At 29.3% G+C, this 19,872-nt stretch carries 19 protein-coding genes; 15 read left to right on the top strand and 4 right to left on the bottom strand.

Annotated elements, in window-relative coordinates:
- Nucleotides 1-439 precede the first annotated feature (439 nt).
- The 15 genes from T369_RS08955 (at nt 440) to T369_RS0101925 (ending at nt 15,996) form a co-directional block, all read left to right on the top strand.
- Complete coding sequence (locus T369_RS08955; RefSeq protein WP_051618955.1) at nt 440-2,335, top strand: CAP domain-containing protein; 1,896 nt, start codon at nt 440-442, stop codon at nt 2,333-2,335.
- Between the two features lie 195 nt (nt 2,336-2,530).
- Nucleotides 2,531-3,505, top strand: a complete 975-nt coding sequence (selD, locus tag T369_RS0101990; protein ID WP_411431473.1) for a selenide, water dikinase SelD — start codon at nt 2,531-2,533, stop codon at nt 3,503-3,505.
- Between the two features lie 41 nt (nt 3,506-3,546).
- Nucleotides 3,547-4,347 carry a sulfurtransferase-like selenium metabolism protein YedF gene (gene yedF / locus T369_RS0101985; protein WP_031551039.1) on the top strand — a complete coding sequence of 267 codons (801 nt, stop codon included), beginning with the start codon at nt 3,547-3,549 and terminating at the stop codon, nt 4,345-4,347.
- Between the two features lie 8 nt (nt 4,348-4,355).
- Nucleotides 4,356-4,631, top strand: a complete 276-nt coding sequence (locus T369_RS0101980; RefSeq protein WP_006363767.1) for a putative Se/S carrier protein — start codon at nt 4,356-4,358, stop codon at nt 4,629-4,631.
- 85 nt (nt 4,632-4,716) lie between these two features.
- Nucleotides 4,717-6,603: a selenocysteine-specific translation elongation factor gene (gene selB / locus T369_RS0101975; RefSeq protein WP_031551034.1), complete on the top strand. Its 1,887-nt coding sequence runs from the start codon at nt 4,717-4,719 to the stop codon at nt 6,601-6,603.
- A 46-nt stretch (nt 6,604-6,649) separates the two neighbouring features.
- Nucleotides 6,650-7,801 carry an aminotransferase class V-fold PLP-dependent enzyme gene (locus tag T369_RS0101970; RefSeq protein WP_031551031.1) on the top strand — a complete coding sequence of 384 codons (1,152 nt, stop codon included), beginning with the start codon at nt 6,650-6,652 and terminating at the stop codon, nt 7,799-7,801.
- Between the two features lie 10 nt (nt 7,802-7,811).
- Entirely contained in the window at nt 7,812-9,194 is a 1,383-nt protein-coding gene (gene selA / locus T369_RS0101965; protein WP_031551028.1) for an L-seryl-tRNA(Sec) selenium transferase, read from the top strand.
- Between the two features lie 18 nt (nt 9,195-9,212).
- On the top strand, nt 9,213-9,647 hold the full coding sequence (locus T369_RS0101960) for a GNAT family N-acetyltransferase (protein WP_031551026.1): 435 nt from the start codon (nt 9,213-9,215) through the stop codon (nt 9,645-9,647).
- 182 nt (nt 9,648-9,829) lie between these two features.
- Nucleotides 9,830-10,669, top strand: coding sequence for a DNA adenine methylase (locus tag T369_RS0101955; protein ID WP_031551023.1), 840 nt, complete (start codon nt 9,830-9,832; stop codon nt 10,667-10,669).
- A gap of 9 nt (nt 10,670-10,678) precedes the next feature.
- Entirely contained in the window at nt 10,679-11,434 is a 756-nt protein-coding gene (locus T369_RS0101950; RefSeq protein ID WP_031551020.1) for a DNA-methyltransferase, read from the top strand.
- A 26-nt stretch (nt 11,435-11,460) separates the two neighbouring features.
- A complete protein-coding gene (locus T369_RS0101945) occupies nt 11,461-13,395 on the top strand; it encodes a hypothetical protein (protein WP_031551018.1) in 1,935 nt (644 codons plus the stop codon).
- Between the two features lie 13 nt (nt 13,396-13,408).
- The gene (locus T369_RS0101940) at nt 13,409-14,314 is read left to right on the top strand and encodes a type II restriction endonuclease (protein WP_031551015.1); all 906 of its coding nucleotides are present in this window, start codon (nt 13,409-13,411) and stop codon (nt 14,312-14,314) included.
- A gap of 8 nt (nt 14,315-14,322) precedes the next feature.
- The gene (locus tag T369_RS0101935) at nt 14,323-15,225 is read left to right on the top strand and encodes a class I SAM-dependent methyltransferase (protein ID WP_031551012.1); all 903 of its coding nucleotides are present in this window, start codon (nt 14,323-14,325) and stop codon (nt 15,223-15,225) included.
- 278 nt (nt 15,226-15,503) lie between these two features.
- Complete coding sequence (gene rpsU / locus T369_RS0101930; RefSeq protein ID WP_031551009.1) at nt 15,504-15,677, top strand: 30S ribosomal protein S21; 174 nt, start codon at nt 15,504-15,506, stop codon at nt 15,675-15,677.
- 166 nt (nt 15,678-15,843) lie between these two features.
- Complete coding sequence (locus tag T369_RS0101925) at nt 15,844-15,996, top strand: hypothetical protein (RefSeq protein WP_031551006.1); 153 nt, start codon at nt 15,844-15,846, stop codon at nt 15,994-15,996.
- Nucleotides 15,997-16,043: 47 nt separating this feature from the next.
- Here the strand turns inward: T369_RS0101925 and fni are convergent, their stop codons facing one another.
- The 4 genes from fni to mvk are packed head-to-tail and all read right to left on the bottom strand — an operon-like array spanning nt 16,044 to nt 19,683.
- The gene (gene fni / locus T369_RS0101920) at nt 16,044-16,997 is read right to left on the bottom strand and encodes a type 2 isopentenyl-diphosphate Delta-isomerase (RefSeq protein WP_031551003.1); all 954 of its coding nucleotides are present in this window, start codon (nt 16,995-16,997) and stop codon (nt 16,044-16,046) included.
- Nucleotides 16,998-17,021: 24 nt separating this feature from the next.
- On the bottom strand, nt 17,022-18,011 hold the full coding sequence (locus T369_RS0101915) for a mevalonate kinase family protein (protein ID WP_031551000.1): 990 nt from the start codon (nt 18,009-18,011) through the stop codon (nt 17,022-17,024).
- Complete coding sequence (gene mvaD / locus T369_RS0101910; protein WP_031550998.1) at nt 17,978-18,889, bottom strand: diphosphomevalonate decarboxylase; 912 nt, start codon at nt 18,887-18,889, stop codon at nt 17,978-17,980. The genes T369_RS0101915 and mvaD overlap by 34 nt, the downstream gene beginning before the upstream one ends.
- Nucleotides 18,871-19,683, bottom strand: coding sequence for a mevalonate kinase (gene mvk, locus T369_RS0101905; RefSeq protein ID WP_031550996.1), 813 nt, complete (start codon nt 19,681-19,683; stop codon nt 18,871-18,873). The genes mvaD and mvk overlap by 19 nt, the downstream gene beginning before the upstream one ends.
- Between the last annotated feature and the right edge of the window lie 189 nt (nt 19,684-19,872).

Here is a 19,872-nt window from a genome sequence, read left to right as displayed (position 1 = left end):
AGGGATTTTGTTGCTTATACAAAAAAAGAACCGAGAACATTCGTCTCGGCCTTTTATAGAAAAGGAAAGTTTATGAAGTTTATAACTATTTACTAGTTATGCTTACATTATATTTAGTGAAACTTAAATTTACTTTAAATATAAATTTAAATTTATTTTTTTTATAATAGTTAATAAATATTTAAGAGAAAATTAATGTCCAATAAATAATAATAAATTTAGGGAAAAGGTGATTTGTTAACATTTATCGACTTAAATTAAATAATTAAAAGTAGAAATTTGACATATATATTTCAAAATTAAGCCGTATATTTCAAATATATTACAAAGTTTAATTTGTATTACAAAGTAGGAGATTCTATTGAATTGAGGAAAAATACACCTTATAATAAAGAGGAAGTTCAAGAAAAATTTAGAAAGAGTAGGAGAAAATAGTAAGATGAATAAAGATGCATTAAAAGTTACTAGTAAAGTGCTAACTGGTTTAGTTCTTTTAACAGGTGTTACATCTGTACCAGCAAATGCAGTAGAAGTAAAAAATGCTGCAGTAGATGTAAATGCGAAAGAAGTTAAAGTTAGTGTTTATGAAAAAGATGGTCATTACTTTGCAAAATTAGTTTCTGATAAGGACGTATCAAATGTAGTGGCAAGAATAGTAGTAGATGGAAAATCAGAATTTACTGTAAAAAGAGATTTAATAAAAGCAGGAGAAGTGGTTGAATTAGAATTAGATATTAATAGACCAAATGAAACTGTAAAAAAATTACCAAATACAACTGTAAAAAAACAATCTATTAAAACAACAACAACAGTTAATGGACATAAGTTTGAAATCACAGTTAAATATGATGTGGATACAGAAGAAGTAACTGCACGTCAAGAAGATAATAAAGAAATTAAAGATAAATTAGAAGACGCTGCAAAAGAAACTGAAGCTAAGAAAGAAGAAGCTAGAAAAGCAGAAGAGGCTAAAAAAGCAGAAGAAGCTAAAAAAGCAGAAGAAGCTAAAAAGGCAGAAGAAGCTAAAAAGGCAGAAGAAGCTAAAAAAGCAGAAGAAGCTAAAAGAGCAGAAGAAGAGGCAGCAGCGGCAGCCGCAGCTGCAGCAGCAAATGCAGCAGCGAACGCAGCAGCTAATACAACGACAAGATCGGTTGTAGAAGCGCCAGCAACACAAGTTGTACCAGCTCCAGCAGCAAATGCAGCAGTAACAACAGCTCCAACAACTGCAGTAACAACTAATACTCAAGCAACAACAGCTCCAGCAGTAGCGAACTCTAAAAAAGCTACAGGGACAACTGGGTTTAGAAGTGCAGGAACAGCAGCTCAAAAAACAAATGTAGCTAAAGCAGTAACGACAACTCAAAAAGCAAATGTGGTAAACACAGTAGCAACAACACAAAAAACAAATGTAGCTAATACAGCAGTAACTGCACAAAAATCAGTAGCTAAAGCAAATACAGCTACTTCAAAACAAGCTACAGGAACAACTGGATTTAGAAGTGCGGGAACAGCAACACAAAAAACAAATGTAGCTAAAGCAGCAACAACAAGTAATCAAGCAACAACAAAAGCAGTGGCAACAGCAGTAGCTAAAAAACAAGCGGCGGCTTCAACACAAACAGCTGCAACTAAAAACCAAGCTACAACAAAAGCAGTAGCAACAGCAGTAGCTAAAAAACAAGCGGCAGCTGCAACACCAGTAGCTACAACAGCAACTAAATCAGCAGCTAAAGTTGCGGAAAAACAAGCTTCAGTAGCAAAAGCAACTTCAGTTCAAAAACAAGTAGCAACAACTGCTAAAAAACAAACTACAACAGTAGCAACTCCAACATCTGGATCACGTGAAGAACAAATTAGATTAGCTTATTTAGCTAAAGTAAATAAATTACGTGCAATGAATAATTTAGCACCTTTAAGCCAAAATTCAGCATTAAATGCTTCAACAAAATATCGTAGTGCGGAAGTACTAAGATTACCAATCGATGGAAACATCCACGGAGCTAAAGGTTCTCGTGAAAGAAGTGCAGCAGCAAGAGCAGGATATTCAACTCCTAACAAGATCTTATACAATGTTGCAGTAAGTAATAATAATGGAACTCCAGACCAAGTAGCTCAAAGATTATTAGATATCTTATATAAAGAAATCAATAACGTAGTAAAAGCATACCCATATGGTCACAGAAATACTTTATTGTCTAAATCGGCATCAGAAGTTGGTGTGGGTGTAACTATTTCAAATGGAGTAGTATCTGTTGTTCAACACCAAAATCACAGTGGTTCATTCCAAGGAGTAACACCAATTCCTTCAGTTTATATTGATGGAAAAAGATATTAATAAAAAATTAATATAGATAATTGAAAAGACTAGCATATAAATAATATGTTAGTCTTTTTTATTTATATTAAATAACTAAATAATACTTTTAAAATTGGCTATAAGATAGTATAATTATATTATATATTAGTTTAGGAGGTAAGTATGTCAGAAAAGAAAATGAACATGATAGTATGTGGAGGATGAAACTCTAAAATTGGGCCGGGGGCCTTATCTGATATTTTGAAAGATCTTCCAAAAAAAGAAGATAAAAATTTAATAGTAGGCTATGAATCGTCTGATGATGCAGCAGTGTATAAAATTACAGATGATAAAGCGATTATACAAACATTAGACTTTTTTACAACAATGATAAATGATCCGTATCTTTACGGACAAATAGCTGCAACAAATGCTTTAAGTGATGTTTATGCAATGGGTGGAGAAGTTATTTCTGCTTTAAATATTGTAGCTTTTCCAGAAAATATGGATTTAGAAATTTTACATCAAATACTTAAAGGTGGGGCAGAAAAAGTGCACGAAGCTGGAGGAGTTCTTGCCGGAGGACACTCTATACATGACGCTACCCCTAAATATGGTTTATCAGTAACAGGAATAGTTCATCCTGATAAAATTTTACAAAATAACAATTGTAAAGAAGGAGATTTATTAATAGTTACAAAACCACTTGGAGTAAGTATTATAAATACCGCACACATGGTAAAAGAATGCTCAGAAGAAGCTTTTTCTCAAAGTGTAAAACAAATGACAACATTAAACAAATATTCAGCTGAAATAATGAAAGATTTTAATGTAAACAGCTGTACTGATATTACAGGTTTTGGCTTCCTAGGACATTTAGTAGAAATGCTTGATGGAAAAAGTTCTGCTGAAGTATGGGCTAAAGATATCCCATATATAGAAGAAGCTTATAAATGTGCTAATGAATTTATTATTACTGCTGGTGGGCAATTAAATAGAACTCATGTTGAACCTAATGTTGAATATCAGATAAAAGATTTCGCACTAGAAGAAATAATGTATGATCCACAAACTTCAGGTGGACTATTAATTAGTGTTCCAGAAAGTGAAGCACCTGAATTATTAGAAAGATTAAATACATTAGAAATAAAAAGTGCTATTGTAGGTAAAGTAATACCTAAGCAAGAAAAAGCAGTTATAGTAAAATAAAATATAATAAATAAGGTATAAATCAAAGGAGAGATTTAAGTATGAAAAAAGAAACATTGGATGCACAAGGTTTAGCTTGTCCATTACCAGTTATTCAAACAAAAAAATTATTAGTAGATAATGATGTTGTAGAAACAATAGTTGACAACTTTATTGCTACACAAAATCTAGAAAAAATGGCTAACCAATTAGGTTATGAGTTTTCAGTTGTGGAGGAATCAAAAACTAAATACATTGTTACAATTAAAAAAGGTAATGTAGAAGACGGTGCTGTAATTGATACGCTTAGTGATAAATGTGTTGTTCCAGTTACTCAAGCTAAAAGAACTTTAGAAGAGGAAACAAAAGTTACTATTCTGGTAAGAACAGAGGAAAGTGTAGAAAGTTTAAGAAAATTTGCTGAAAAAAATAATTATACTTTTGAAGCTTCAGACTTAGAAGAAGGATTTAAAGTAGTAATTACTAGAGAAGAAACTGAAAAAGAAGAATCAGTTGTAGCTGTTAAAGATGATAGCTATATAGTAGTTATTAATAAAAAACAAATGGGACATGGTAGCGAAGAACTAGGAAAAAGATTAATAAAAGGTTACCTTTATGCTTTAAGTGAACAAGAAGTTTTACCTAAAAAAATAATATTCTTCAATGATGGAGCTATCCTAGTAGATAAAGAACGTAGCCATGTATTAAATGAATTAAAAGAATTAGAAAATAATGGTGTAGAAATAGTTTGTTGTGGTGCTTGTATAGATTACAATAAAATAGATTTAGCTGTTGGTAACCCAACTAATATGTACTTTATTGTTGAAGATATGAGAAAAGCTAACAAAATTATTCAACCATAGGAGGTAATATGATAGAAGAAGGTTTAGTAGTATTTAATAGTACACATGATTCTATAAAGGCGGATAATATCTGTGCTGAACGCAAGATAGATGCATCACTTATCCCAACACATCCATCTATATCAGCGGGTTGTGGATTTATGCTGAAAATTGCTTGGGAAAAATTTGACACTCTTGTTAAAATGTTAGTGGATGAGCAGATAGAATATAAAGGATTGTACTATTCGAGAAAAGCCGGAATAAAGAGAATAGTTACGGAACTAGAAGATTATAAATTGAAATAGTTTTTTGAGAGTAGAGATTTGAAAATAAAATTAGAAAAAACTAATATCAAATTCTCTGCTCTTTAAAAAATAAAGGTGGAATTGTATGAATAATAACGTAATAATAGGAACAGCTGGTCACATAGACCATGGGAAAACAACGTTAATAAAAGCGTTAAGTGGTATAGAAACTGATACTACACTTGAAGAAAAGGAAAGAGGGATGTCTATAAATCTTGGATTTGCTTATTTTGATCTTCCAAGTGGAAAAAGATGTGGAGTTGTTGACGTTCCTGGGCATGAGAAGTTTATAAAAAATATGCTTGCAGGTGTTAGCGGTATAAATCTAGTGTTATTACTAGTTGATTCAAGAGAAGGGATAATGCCACAAACAAAAGAACATATTGATATTCTTACTTTACTGGGTATAGAAAATTATATAATTGTAATGACTAAAATAGACCTAGTAGAAGAGGAATATAGAGAGCTAGTAAAAGAGGATATCAGAGAATTTACAAAAGGAAGTGCATTAGAAAATGCACCGATAATAGAAGTTGACTCAATAAGCAGAAAAGGAATAGATGTACTACTAGATACTATTGATAAAAAAACAAATGATATTGAAGCAAAAAATATCGAAAAAAATGCTCGTCTTAATGTCGACCGCTCATTCCAAGTTAAAGGCTTTGGTACTGTTGTAACAGGAACATTAACAGAAGGTAGTATTAGTGTTGGGGATGAATTAGTTATTTATCCAAAAGAAGTAAAAGCAAAAGTTAGAAATATTCAAGTTCACTCTCAAGATGTAGATAAAGCCTATGCAGGGCAGAGAACAGCGATTAATTTATCTAATATTAAATTTGATGATGTAAAACGTGGTGATACTTTAGCAACTGCAGGTAGTCTAGTCAAAACTTATATGTTAGACAGTGAAATTAAACTAATTAATGACGACAGAGCTAATCTTGAACTTTGGGATAGAGTTAGAATATATGTAGGTACTGTAGAAGTTATGGCTAGGGTTGTACCTCTAGGAACTGAATCAATTAAACCTGGTGAAAATGGTTTTGTTCAACTTCGTTTAGAAGAAGAAATAGCTGTAAAAAATTATGATAAATTTATAATACGTACTTATTCTCCTATGGTAACAATAGGTGGTGGTGTAATTTTAGATGCCAGTCCTAGAAAACATAGTAGATTTAATGAAGAAATATTAGAGAAATTAAAAGTTCAGCTAGAAGGTAACTCTGGAGATTTAATTCAAAATTATTTATTATCACACTCAAATTATATAGTATCTAAAAAAGATATTATTAAAGACCTGCAACTTTCTGAAGGAGAAGCAGCGACAGAACTAGATGAACTAGTAACTAGTGGCAATATTTTTGAAACAAACCTAGGATATATTCATAAGAAAAAATATGATGAAGTACTTGAAAAACTTAAAAAATTACTTGTAGATTATCATAAACGTTACAAATTAAAAGTAGGAATACCTAAGGTAGAAATAATTTCTAAATTTAAACTTTCTCAAAAAGAAGTATTAGAGTTGATAGAATTATTTATAAAAAATAATGAAGTACGCTTAGAAGGTAACTTAGTTGCCGAAAAAGATTTTGTCGTTAATTATGATAAAAAACAATTAGCTGAGAAAGCAAGAATAGAAAAAGAATTATTAAATGGTGAATTCACACCACCTACAATAAAAGAATTAACTAATGGTGTAAAAGCTAGTGTAGAGTTATTAGATTCATTGGTAGATAATACAATTATCAGACTCGATGCTGATTTAGTTTTACATCGTGATGTGCTAACAAAAGCTATAGAGAAAGTAAATGAACACTTTAAAAATGCTGAGAAAATGACACTTGCAGAGTTCCGTGATATGACAGGATCAAGTAGAAAATATTCTATGGCAATTTTAGAATATATAGATAAACTAGGGATAACTCGAAGAGTAGAAAATTACAGAGTTTTAGTTAAGAATAAATAAAAGGAGGGAGAGTTGGATTAATAAGTTTAATTCAACAAAGTAGAATATGAGTTATTATTTTGATTATGGAGCAACATCTCTAAAAAAACCAAAAGAAGTAGCTGACAAGGTATATGAAGTGCTAGCTTCGGCTAAGTATGCGAATGCTTCTCGTGGTAGTTATTATGAAGCGAACAATGCGTTTAGAGAAGTATTTATGGCAAGAAGTGAAATAGCTAAATTCTTTGGTTTAAAAGAAGAAGATAGATTAGTATTTACAAATAATTCAACAGAAAGTTTAAATATTGCTATATTAGGGCTTTTAAATAAAGGCGATCATGTTATTACTACATCTATGGAACATAATTCTGTCTTAAGACCAATTTACCTTGCTCATGAGACTATTGGTTGTGAGTATACTGTCGTAGTAGGTGATAAAACAGGAATGATTGATTATGCAGATTTAGAAAAAGCTATTCAACCAAATACAAAGATGATTGCAATAACACACAGTTCTAATGTTACTGGTAATATAGTAGATTTAGAAAAAGTTGTAGCTATTTGTAAAAAACATAATCTTATTTCGGTAGTAGATGCTTCGCAAACAGCAGGAGTAGTGCCTATTGATGTAGATAAACTAGGTGTTGATGTTTTATGCTTCACAGGACATAAAAGTTTATATGGACCTCAAGGAATAGGTGGACTTTGTGTAAGATTAAAAGAGCCTGAGATTAGAAGATATAAAGTTGGAGGTAGCGGGGTAAGAACTTTTGATAAAGTTCATCCTGGAGAATATCCGCTACGTTTAGAAGCGGGAACACTTAATACTTCTGGAATTTTAGGATTACATGAAGGTGTAAAATATATTAATAAGCATGGCATAGATAATCTTTATAAAAAACAAATAGATTTTGCGAATAAGTTTTATAATGAACTAAAAGACTTAGATTGTTTAGAATTTTATGGTGATTTTACAAAAGATAGAACCGCGGTAGTAGCATTAAACTTCAAAGGGATATCAGCATCGGATGTAGCGGATGTTCTTGCAGAAGAGTATGATATTGCTGTTAGACCAGGTGCTCATTGTGCACCGTTAATGCATGAAGTATTGGGGACAAAAGAACAAGGTATTGTTAGATTTTCTTTTTCAAGTATGAATACAGAAGAAGAAGTAGATTATGCTATTAAGGCAATTAAATCAATTGCTGAGGAAATTTAGGAGAAACGATATGACAAGACAATTATTATCAAAAATTCCAGCGATTAATAAAATATTATTATTAGATGAAATTCAAGATCTTATAGAGGCATATAATGAAGTAGCTGTTAAATCAGCAATTAAAAGTCATATAGAAGAAGTTAAGCAAGCTATCTTAAATGAAGAGTTAACTGAAGTACCAAGTTTAGAAATTATTGTAAGTGAAGTTTCTAAAAAAGTAGAAAAAGAAGATAAAAATTCTCTACGAAGAGTAATTAATGCAACAGGAACTATACTACATACTAACCTTGGTCGTAGTTTATTAAGTCAAAAAATTAAAGAAAACATTGAAAGTGTAGCTTTTAACTATTCAAATCTTGAGTTTGATATTGATAATAAAAAACGTGGTAGTAGATATGTTCACCTAATCGATATTATTAAAAAATTAACAGGTGCAGAAGATGTGCTTGTAGTTAATAACAATGCTGCAGCAGTACTTTTAACTTTAAATACATTAGTTAAAGATAAAGAAATTGTCGTATCTCGTGGTGAATTAGTAGAAATCGGTGGAGCATTTAGAATACCTGAAATTATTAAGTTAAGTGGTGGAACACCTGTTGAAGTAGGTACAACTAATAAAACTCACTTAAAAGACTACGAGAATGCTATTAATGATAATACTGGAGCATTATTAAAAGTTCATACTAGTAACTATAAAATCTTAGGATTTACTAAAGAAGTTTCTAATGAAGAAATATCTTATCTTGCTCGTGAAAATGAATTAGTATCGATAAATGATTTAGGAAGCGGACAGTTTATAGATTTCACCAAGTATGGATTGCCTTATGAACCTACAGTTAAAGAAGTACTAGACAGTGGAATAGATATCGTAACATTTAGTGGTGATAAACTACTAGGTGGGCCTCAGGCAGGAATAATAGTTGGTAAAAAAGAATATATTAAAAAAATGAAAGAAAACCAACTTACTCGTACTTTACGTGTTGATAAGATGACATTAGCAGCTCTAGAAGCAACATTGAAATTATATCTAGATGAAAAAGAAGCATTAGAGCACATTCCAACATTACATATGATTTCATTATCAAAAGAGCGACTATTTGGAAAAGCTGATGTATTAAAAACTAAACTTAGTGATTTAGATTTCAAAATTACTATAGCTGAAGATAAAGCTGAAGTAGGTGGAGGAAGCTATCCAGCAAGCTATTTAGAAAGTGTTGTAGTAAAATTAGAACACCCTAGACTAAGTGCGACAGATTTAGAACGTCGTTTATTAGAAGTTGAGATTCCAATAATTACACGAATTAAAGATAATGAATTAATTCTTGATATGAGAACACTTCGTACACGCGAATTTGATTTAGTAAAACAAGCGTTAATAGAAGTATCTAAGTAATTGTTTTAGGTAAGAAAAATGCTAAGGAATATTACTATATTTGATGCCAAAGAAATTCAAAGTATTAGTAACTTTGAATTAGGATATGATGTCAATTTAGATATTGTAAAAAAACAAATAAGAAAATTGACTAATGACAATAAACATAATATTATAATAGGCTTTGAAAATGAACAAACAAGAAAAATTATTGGTTTTGTTCATGCTGAACTCTATGAAAGTTTGTATATGGATACTGGTCTAAATATACTTGGATTAGCAGTGGATTCTAATTTTCAAGGGCAAGGAATAGGAAAAAAACTTATGAGCTCTATAGAGGATTATGCTTTGAAGAATAATATTAGTTATATTAGACTTAATTCAAATGTTCGACGCATAGATGCGCATAAGTTTTATGAAAGTATTGGCTATGTATGCGATAAAACTCAAAAGCGATTAATTAAGAAATTATAAAATCAAAGAAGGCGATAGAAGTATCGTCTTTTTTACATGTTTGTTATTTCTTTAAAATTAGAAATAAATAGATAGAATTATAAAGAATTAATATTCACCTTTTTACAATATTGAGTTATAATGGTAAAATGTTAGAGGATAGTAAATTATTTAGATAAAGAAAGATGTGTTATAATTATATTATGAGTATTGAAATAGAAAAATTACAACCATTCACAAAATGGACTGGGGGAAAGAGGAAATTAATTCCAAAGTTGAAAGAATTAATGCCAGAAATTTATGGAAATTATTATGAGCCGTTTATAGGAGGAGGAGCTTTATTCTTTGAGTTAAGTCCTCGAGTGGCAGTTATTAATGATTTTAATGAAGAGTTAATAAATTGTTATATCCAAATAAAGGAAAATCCAATAAAATTAATTGAAATCTTAAAAATTCATAAAGAAAAAAATAGTAAGGAATATTACCTGGAAATTAGAGGGTTAGATAGAACGGATAAATTTAAAGAATTATCTAAAGTTGAGAGAGCAGCTAGGATAATGTATATGTTAAGGGTTGATTTTAATGGGTTATATAGGGTTAATTCAAAAAATCAGTTTAATGTTCCTTATGGGAATTATGCTAATCCTAAAATAGTTGATGAAGAACTAATTAATAATATTAGCAACTACTTAAATACAAATGATATTACTATAACTAGTGGAGATTTTGAAAAAAGTGTGAGTACTGTAAAAGAGGGGGATTTTGTGTATTTTGACCCACCATATATACCATTAACTGAGACAAGTTCGTTTACATCTTATACACATGAAGGATTTTCTTATGAAGATCAGGTGAGGTTACGTAATACAGTAAGAAGACTAACAGAAAAAGGAGTAAAAGTAATGGTTTCAAATTCCTCTAGTAAATTGACGATAGATTTGTATGAAGATTTTAATATACATTACGTAGATGTAAGTAGGACAAATGGGGCAAAATCAAGCAGTAGAGGAATAATAAAGGAAGTAATAATTACGAATTATTAGGGAGGAAATATGGATATTTATTATAAAAAGGATAATTGTACATTAGCGTTAGGTGATACTTTTGAAGTAATTGAGAAGATTAAAGGAGAAAGTATTGATATGATTTTTGCTGATCCTCCATATTTTTTAAGTAATGATGGCTTTTCAAATTCAGGAGGTAAAGTAGTTTCAGTAAATAAGGGAGATTGGGATAAAATTTCATCTCTAGAAGAAAAGCATAATTTCAATCGTAAATGGATAAGAAAAGCTAAGAGGGTATTAAAACCGAATGGAACGATATGGATTTCTGGAACTCTGCACAATATATATTCAGTAGGTATGGCTTTAGAGCAAGAAGGTTTTAAAATTTTAAATAATATAACATGGCAAAAAACTAATCCAGCACCAAACTTATCGTGTAGATATTTTACTCATTCAACAGAAACCATACTATGGGCAAGAAAAGTTGATAAGAATGCTAGACATTATTATAATTATGAATTGATGAAAAATATAAATAATGGAAAGCAAATGAAAGATGTTTGGACAGGGCCTCTGACAAAAATTAGTGAAAAATGGGCAGGCAAACACCCTACTCAAAAACCTGAGTATTTATTGGAAAGAATTATTTTGGCTAGTACAGAAAAAGGGGATTACGTTTTAGATCCTTTTGTAGGAAGTGGAACAACAGGTGTTGTAGCAAAAAGACTAGGGAGAAAATTTGTAGGGATTGATTTTAAAGAGGAATATTTAGAAGTTGCAAAAAAAAGAATAGAAAGGGAGTAAATTTAATTTATACTAAAAAAAATTTTATGAAAAATAGGATAAAGTTTTATAGTGAGAATGATTTATCTATAGGATTTTTCAAGCCAAGAATAGATTCTATATTGCAAAGTTATGAAGAAAAAACTATTCAAGAAAAAACTATTGAGGATATTATTGAATTAAAAATAGTAACCGTATTTATAGAAAAGCAGATTTTCTTCAATGATTGGAGCGAAGAAAACAAGTCTAAGTATATATCATATGTACCATTAATGAAAAAAGAAGTTAATATATTTTTTAATAGAAAAACAAAAAAAGAGTTAATGTGTATTATGGAGAAATTTTTTAAAGAAAAGAATTTATATACGGAAGAACTATTAGATATAATGATTGTATGTAAATGTTTTAATGAAATCAAGGAAGATGAATTTTTTCGTATATGTGAAAAAACTAATATTCATGTTAGTGTCTTGTTGAAAAAAGAAATGTTAGTAAAAAAATATCCTAATTCGATAAAAAAACTATTTTTATTGTCTGAGAAAAGTATTGAATTACTGTTGGATAATGCTTTTAAAAAAGGAAATAATATTTACTATATCCCTAGTAATATTACTAAAAAAGAATGGAACATGCTTCTGTTAGAATATATAAATTCTAAAAAAGCAAATTTATATTACTTAAAAAGACTGCTTCATAGATTAGGGAATTTTAGTGGTTCAGAGTACATATGTGTCACTGAAGATATAAAACTAAAAATCTTAAAGAGGATAAATCAGATAACTCAAGAGTTTGATATAAAAGAAAATGGATTTAAACAAGAAATAGTTATCTGTAGCGATAAAAAAACGTATTTTCAACTTAAAAATGATGATAGTATTTTATGTGATTTAGTTGATTCAGACTATTTTAAAGTTAATAAGAGTTATAAGGATTTATTAGACTATGTTATATATAGGTTCTCTTTGATTAATCATGTAGGGTTATTGAGCACTATCTGTTTTGAAAATATAGATATATGTTCTTTGGAAAAATCAATAAATATCCAATCACAATACGAATATAAGACAGGTAGCTTCTTTTTTATAAAAGAAAAACTTTATTTATTAAAAACAGAATTATTAATTAGAATTGTCAATCAAAATAAATTAAATATTGAAAGATTTATAAAATGGTTTTTTGAAGAGTTTAGTTTGGAAAATTATGCAATACAATGGCTTAGAATAAGCATTCCTTATGAAAATGAGGAGTTAGATAACAAAACATCAATATTATTTAAAATTGAAGAAAACATTAGAAAACAATATTATCTATTTAGCAAATATGGTGAAATAGATAAAGGAATGTATAATGCTTTATCAAACGTTCCATCTTTAGATTCTTTACAAAGTAATTTGAAAAGAAAATATATTAAGATTAATCCACGTAATAGAGAAATTAACTATATAATACAGCTTCTTTTCTCCACAGGAGTAAAGATTAGTTATATAACTGAATATTGTTCGGCAGATACTTTTTATGATTTGTTAAAAGAAGAAGATGTATATTATACAGCATATACAGGGTGTGAGAAGAGTGCTATTGATATCCTTATTAATACTAAATTATTAAAGAATGAGAGTAATAGATTATCTTTTGTAAATGAAAAGAAAATAGAGATCTTAAAATCATTATATTATTATTCAGAAGTCAATTATCTTTTTTTATCGGATTTAGAAGTAACTATAATAGAAGAGTTTTTAAGTTTAAATTGGGTGGTCTTTAGTAATAAATTATTTTCAGAGAATGAATCAAATTATTTGAATTATATACTTAATGAGAAACAGTTTATTAATAGTCGAGGATTAAGAAATACATATCAACATGGTGGTCCTATATATGATGAAGAAAATAAATATAAAGAGGATTATTTGATGAGTATTATAATCTTAATTTCATATATTGTGAAAATATATGAAGAATTAGAATGGAGAAAACTGAAATAAAAGGAGAGAAGAAATGATATTAAAAGATTATTTAGACAGTACAATAGAGGAGAAATTAAATTATTTCTTTTCTACATTATCAGTTACCAATAGAACACCAGAATATTATGTTAATTGGGATAAAGTAAGAAGAGAAACAAAAGTATATGAATTAGAGTTACATACTTTAAATTATTTAATAGGAAAAGAAGATATTTATAATGAGGCTTTAGTTCTATTTCAGAAGCAACCGCAGCTCTTGAAGGCTATTCCTAGCTTAATAGCTAGTAGAGAAAAAGTTTTAGATATATTGTTCTTTGATGAAGATGATATAATGAATTTTTATCAGTTAGATTTTAAAAATATTGATACTGAACAATTAGATAAATATGTGGATTTTATGAAAGAAGCAGGACTTCTAGAGTTTTTACAGAAAGATGCTAACCGTTCTTTGGTTGATTATGTATATGGGGTAGAGGCTGGATTAGATAGTAATGCACGAAAAAATCGTAGTGGCACAACTATGGAAAGTATATTAGAACGTAATGTAAAAATAGTATGCGAGGAATATGGATTATCCTATAAAGCTCAAGCCACAGCGAAATTTATAAAAAACTCTTGGGGTATAGAAGTCCCAGTAGATAAATCTGAACGACGTTTTGATATTGCAGTATATTCAGGGGAAAAACATAAAGTATGGCTTGTTGAAACAAACTATTATGGTGGTGGTGGAAGTAAATTAAAGTCTGTATCAGGTGAGTTTGCAGAATTAAATAAATTAATACAAACTGCAAATGATAATGTTATTTTTTCTTGGGTAACTGATGGACAAGGATGGCATACAGCAAGACTTCCGTTGTCAGAAGCATTTAGCCAAATTGATAATATTTTCAACTTGGAGATGTTAAAAAAGGGATATTTATTTGAATTATTTAAATAGGAGGAACTATGTCAGATTTAGAGAAATTATTTTTTAAAATAGATAAAGAAGTAGAAAAAATAAAAGGTGAAGGTTTATATTTCGAAGGATTAATAAAGTATTTAACATTAGAAAACGATGATGATTATTTTGATATAGTAGATAACTATGATAAAGAAACAATTAGAAAAGTTTATCAATTCCTGCTGTTGAAAGCTTTAAAAGAATTAAATAATCCAAGCTATGATATTACTCCTGAAGTGATTACAATGTATATAAGTCACTTAATAGAATGTATCTATGGAGATAAGAAAGTTTCTATAACTGATTTAGCTAGTGGAAGTGGTAGTTTATTAATTAATATTGCTGCATTAGTAAAAGGTGAAAAAGAGATAACTTCTGTTGATGTCGATAGCAATTATGTGAGATTACAACAAAATATTTTTAATTTATTAGAAACAAATGTTGGAATAATTAACCAAGATGCTCTTAAGCCATTAAATATTAAAAAACAAGATATAGTAATTAGTGATGTTCCTTTTGGGTATTATGCTGATGAAGATAATAGTTTAAACTACAAACTATGCAGTACGGATGGATATAGTTTAAATGCATTGTTATTTATTGAGCAAGCAGCAAATTATCTTGATGAGAATGGGGTAGGAATATTAGTAATACCTAAAAAAGTACTTGAGTTAGAAGATAACTTTAAGAAGTATTTAGAAGAAGATATTAATCTAAATGCGGTCATTACTTTACCTGATGAGATGTTTAAAAATGCATCTCAACAAAAGGCTATTATATTAATTACTAAAAAAGGTCAAACTAGATTACCAAATCAAGTATTTTTAGCGCAAATACCAAGTTTCCAAAATAAAGCTAGTTATGCTAAATTTATAGAAGAATTTAATGAATGGTTAGAAAATAATTAATTTTCAAACAATAATTTATACTTAATGTAAAAAGTTGTTTACTATAACTTTAAACGTTCTATAGTATTATCAAATAAAGAGAATACTTTAATAAAATCCCAAAAAGTAATAATAAATTATTTATATAGGTTGACAAGTACTAGATAATATAATACAATATGTAAGTAGATTGTTCACAGGACAATTTAAACAGTATTAAATGTTTTGTATTTATTTTGTTTATAAGCATTTAATCAATATTAATTTAGATTTTGTAGTATCGGAGGGAGGGAAATCCAATGTCAAAAACTGTAGTTCGTAAAAATGAAACATTAGAAGATGCACTACGTCGTTTCAAACGTGCTGTTTCTAAAAATGGAACTATCCAAGAAGTTCGTAAACGCGAATTTTATGAAAAACCAAGCGTTCGTCGTAAGAAAAAATCTGAAGCGGCTAGAAAACGTAAATATTAATAATTGGTAATTAATACACAATTGATTAATAAAATCTAAAATTTTCCCTCTTTTTAGATTTATTTAAGAAAATTAAAACCTCGTCACTTGATGAGGTTTTTTTTATGGTTGTAATATTAATTTAAATATGATATTCTTATTTAAATAAAATCTATTAGGAGAGACTATGTTTGCGATAATCTGTTTAAATGTAATGTTATTAATTTCTTGTTGGTATTTAATTGCGGAAAATCAAAAAAATAAAACTCAAATTAATGAGATGAAAGATGATTTGAAAAAAGCAATTGAAAGAATAGCGACATTAGAGGAAAATAAATAAACCAGAATTAGTTCTATACTAACTATAGAACCGATTCTGGTTTTATTTTATATATTATCTATTTTTCTTATTTTTCCATATAGTTCATCTATGTTTTTAGCATTCATAAGAATCATTAAAAATTTTAATTCTTTTTTCCATTTTTCTATTTCATCTATTAATGCTTCTTTACCATCATTAACAAGAATTTCTAAGAAGGTCTTAGAAACTCCAACTGCTTTTGCACCTAATGCTAAGCATTTTACTACATCAAGTGGATTACGAATTCCTCCACTTGCGATAATATCTATTTTATCTCTATATGGTGCGGCGAATTCTAAACTTTCTGCTGTAGTATAGCCGATATTTTCTAGATATGTAGATTTATCTTCTCTTCTACCATTTTCTATACGGGCAAAATTAGTTCCACCCATACCGCTGACATCAACGGCAGCTAGATTTAGGTCGATGGCTAATTTAATTGTTTCTTCATTCATCCCAAATCCAGTTTCTTTTAGAATAACTGGAATAGGAGACTTTTTACTAACTTCAGTCAGTGTAGAAAGCCATGATTCAAAATTATGGTCACCTTCAGGCATTACAATCTCTTGAAGTGGATTTGTATGAAGTTGAATGTATTGAGCTTTTGTCTTTTCAATAGCATCTAAAATAAGATTAGGATCTTTATCAAGACCAAGATTTATTGAATATCCTTTTGGATATTCCGCTTCATCATTTTTATCTTTTAAAGCAGGAGAGTATGAACCTGGGAAAAATTCTATTCCACAAGCTTTACTAACTTCCATAAAATCCTGATTTATTTTATTACATTCTTCACCACCGGCAGTTATCGCGTTGATAAAGAAAGGAAATTGCCATTTTTTATTGCAAATAGTAGTAGATGTATCTAGATTATCCAGTCCAAAACGTGGCACACTATTGTAGTCAATAGCGTATGCATCTAAACTTGTTAAAGTCGTTTTGTCAGCAAGAGCTAGACGTATATGATCTTTTTTTCTCATGTCTATCCTTTCATGTTTTCTAAGTTATAATTGTTCTAAATTAAGTTGTAGTTGGAAGTTATCGTTACTTCTATTGAAACCTAAAACAATATCTCCACTACCAGAGCCGCTTTGTTTTCCAGCAGGGTAGCTAGCTATATAATTTTTCATAGTTGCTGTTTCCATTGGTATATTAGAGAAACTTTCTAAATAGTGAAGATTTTCACGAAGTTTGTTTATCGTATTTAATACAAACGATTCATTTCCACTTTCAAGTTCATCTACTAGTTGTTCAACTAGTTTATTAGAAGTGTTAACGAAGGTAACGTACTCGGTAGAATAATTTTCTTTATTCTCTTTCCAAAGCTTAACATGTTCTTTGGTATCTACAACTTCTCCAGTCCATCTTGCAAAAATAGTAATCTTTGCTTTAGGATAAATAGGTTTAATTGTTAATCCGTCCCAAGGAGAGTTTATTATTTCTTTAATATCGTCTTTACTTCCGATAATATGATTAAGTTTACTAGCATTAAACTTTTGATAGAAAGTAAGTCCTTCATTTAAAGAAGCTGCAACATCACCCATTGATCCACTAATATTATGAGTTAAATTGTATAATGTAACAAGTTTAAAAATAGTTTCGTTATCGAAAGGAATTTTTTTAAAAGTTAAAATAGCTTTGGCGATTGAAACTAAAACTGCTCCAGAAGAACCTAAGCCATATTTTTTATTATTACTATGTAATTCATTATATATTTTTATAGAATAAGTTTTTTTACTATTTGTATACTTATTTAAAAATATAATAAATTGTTGAATCATAGTAAAGTTCTTATTATCTTCATAAAGATCAACAGTAATATTGTGTAGTGTATCAAAAATAGTAGTTTTCTCACTAGGTTCTACGGTAGTAACTATTTTTTGTGGAACGCTAGTAAGAAGTGCTTTAGAATAGTCTTCTAATATAGCATATTCACCTGCAAGGTATAACTTTCCAAAAGCTACTCCATGCACAATATTATTTTTTTGTTCCATAGTTTTGAAATTTCCTCATATAGTTTTTCTTGATCTTCTTTTAAATATAATACTTTAACATTTGGTCCGGCATCCATAGTGAAGTAGCATTTATAACCTTGTGAACGAAGTTGTTTAACTATGTCCATTGCACGGTGACTTTCTTCAGTTAAAAATGTAAAACTTGGAGAAGATGTAGTTGTTGTTTCATGCATAGCTAATGCATTACTTTCTGTTATTTCTCCTATTTTCTCAAAGTCCGCTTCTTTAAGTGCTTCTTTCATTAAAACAAAATCTTTCTTTGCTTTTTCTACCCAAGAAGCGAATGTTGTTGATGTTTGTACACATTGTTCCATTGCTACACGACTTGAAATTTTCTTTCTATCTTCGTTTACTACAAGAACCATCATACCAAAATCTAGTTTGCAAGAAAGTTCTTCTACGCTACCATCTTCTAGCCATGCAGCAAGTTTATAAAAACTTCTACAAGAAGAACCAGAACCTTCTTTTGCGATTTCTACCATTTCTTGAGTTGATTTATTTAATTTAAAATATTCATTACAGGCTAAAACTAATGCCATTGTACCGCTAGAACTAGATGAAAGTCCGGCTGCAGTTGGCACAGTATTATAGCTTTTAATGCAAATTTTTTCTCTATCAACAGGAGTAAATTTAGAAATAAATTTAATCATTTTGTTTACTTCTTCAGGTCCTTGTTTTTCATCGTTAATATAGAATTCATCTTCATTTGATAAGCTTTTTTCAATTTTTGTTTTTGATAATAAATTATCTAATCTTAAAGAAATATTAGGGTTATACGGTAGAACAGGGTCTTTAGACTTCTTTCCCCAATACTTAACTAAGGCTATATTAGCATAACCTAAACTGTAACCATCCATGATAAATATCCTTTCTCTTTTAGTTCATCTTGAATTTTTAATGCATTTTCTTTAGTATCACATAGGCAAATGCAACATCCACCAGCGCCACCACCAGTTAGCTTAGCGCCTTTAGCATTGTTATTTTTACACAACTCTACAACTTCGTCATTTTTCTCATGGCTAACACCAATTTTTTTAAGTAGCGAATGTGCTTTGTACATATATTCTCCAATAAGGTCTATATTTTTCTCTTTTAAAGGTTTGATTACTTTTTTAGTAATACTTCCTAGTTCATCAATATATGGTTTGTAAGTTTTTAAATTATCTTTTACGTGTTCTAAAGTATGTTTTGTAATACCTACAACCCCAGTATCAATAATTAATAAGTAACTATTGAGAGAAAAAGGTAGTTTTTTTGCTCCGTGTTCTTTAGAAAAAAGAAGGGGAGTATCGCTAAGTACTTGATTTACATCTATTCCACTAGGGTTCCCGTGAATAAACTTTTCACATTTATCAGCGATTTTTCTTATTTTTGCTTTTGTTATACCTTTAGCACGAGCAATAGCTATGCTAAGAGCAGCTGATGAACCTAATCCTCTTCCAACTGGAATGGTACTATTAATATTAATTTTTGTCTTACTATCAATTTCACAGGTATCTGCGATATACGCTAAAATATCATCTCTGTGCTGAATTTCATTAGTATTTTCAAGTGTAACATCTATTTTCATCTCTGGTAAAGGAATAGTAATTCCCTCATGTCCATAGACTACTGCATGTTCACCAAAAAATATTGCTTTAGCATGTGTCATAATAATCCTCTTATTTTAGAATTTCAACTTTATTTTTAATCAAATTTTCAAATTATTTTACGCTTGATACTATATAATTAGTATCTTTTTATATGTACAATAATTATACTTTTAGCATTATTATTTGTCAAACAAATGCTGTCGTTATAGTTTTTTATTAAACATAATAAAAAACAATCTTAAATATCT

The sequence above is a fragment of the Gemella sanguinis ATCC 700632 genome, assembly GCF_000701685.1.
GTDB lineage: Bacteria > Bacillota > Bacilli > Staphylococcales > Gemellaceae > Gemella > Gemella sanguinis.
The sequence above is the reverse complement of the archived record's forward strand: the minus strand, read 5'-3'. Positions and strand labels throughout refer to the sequence as shown.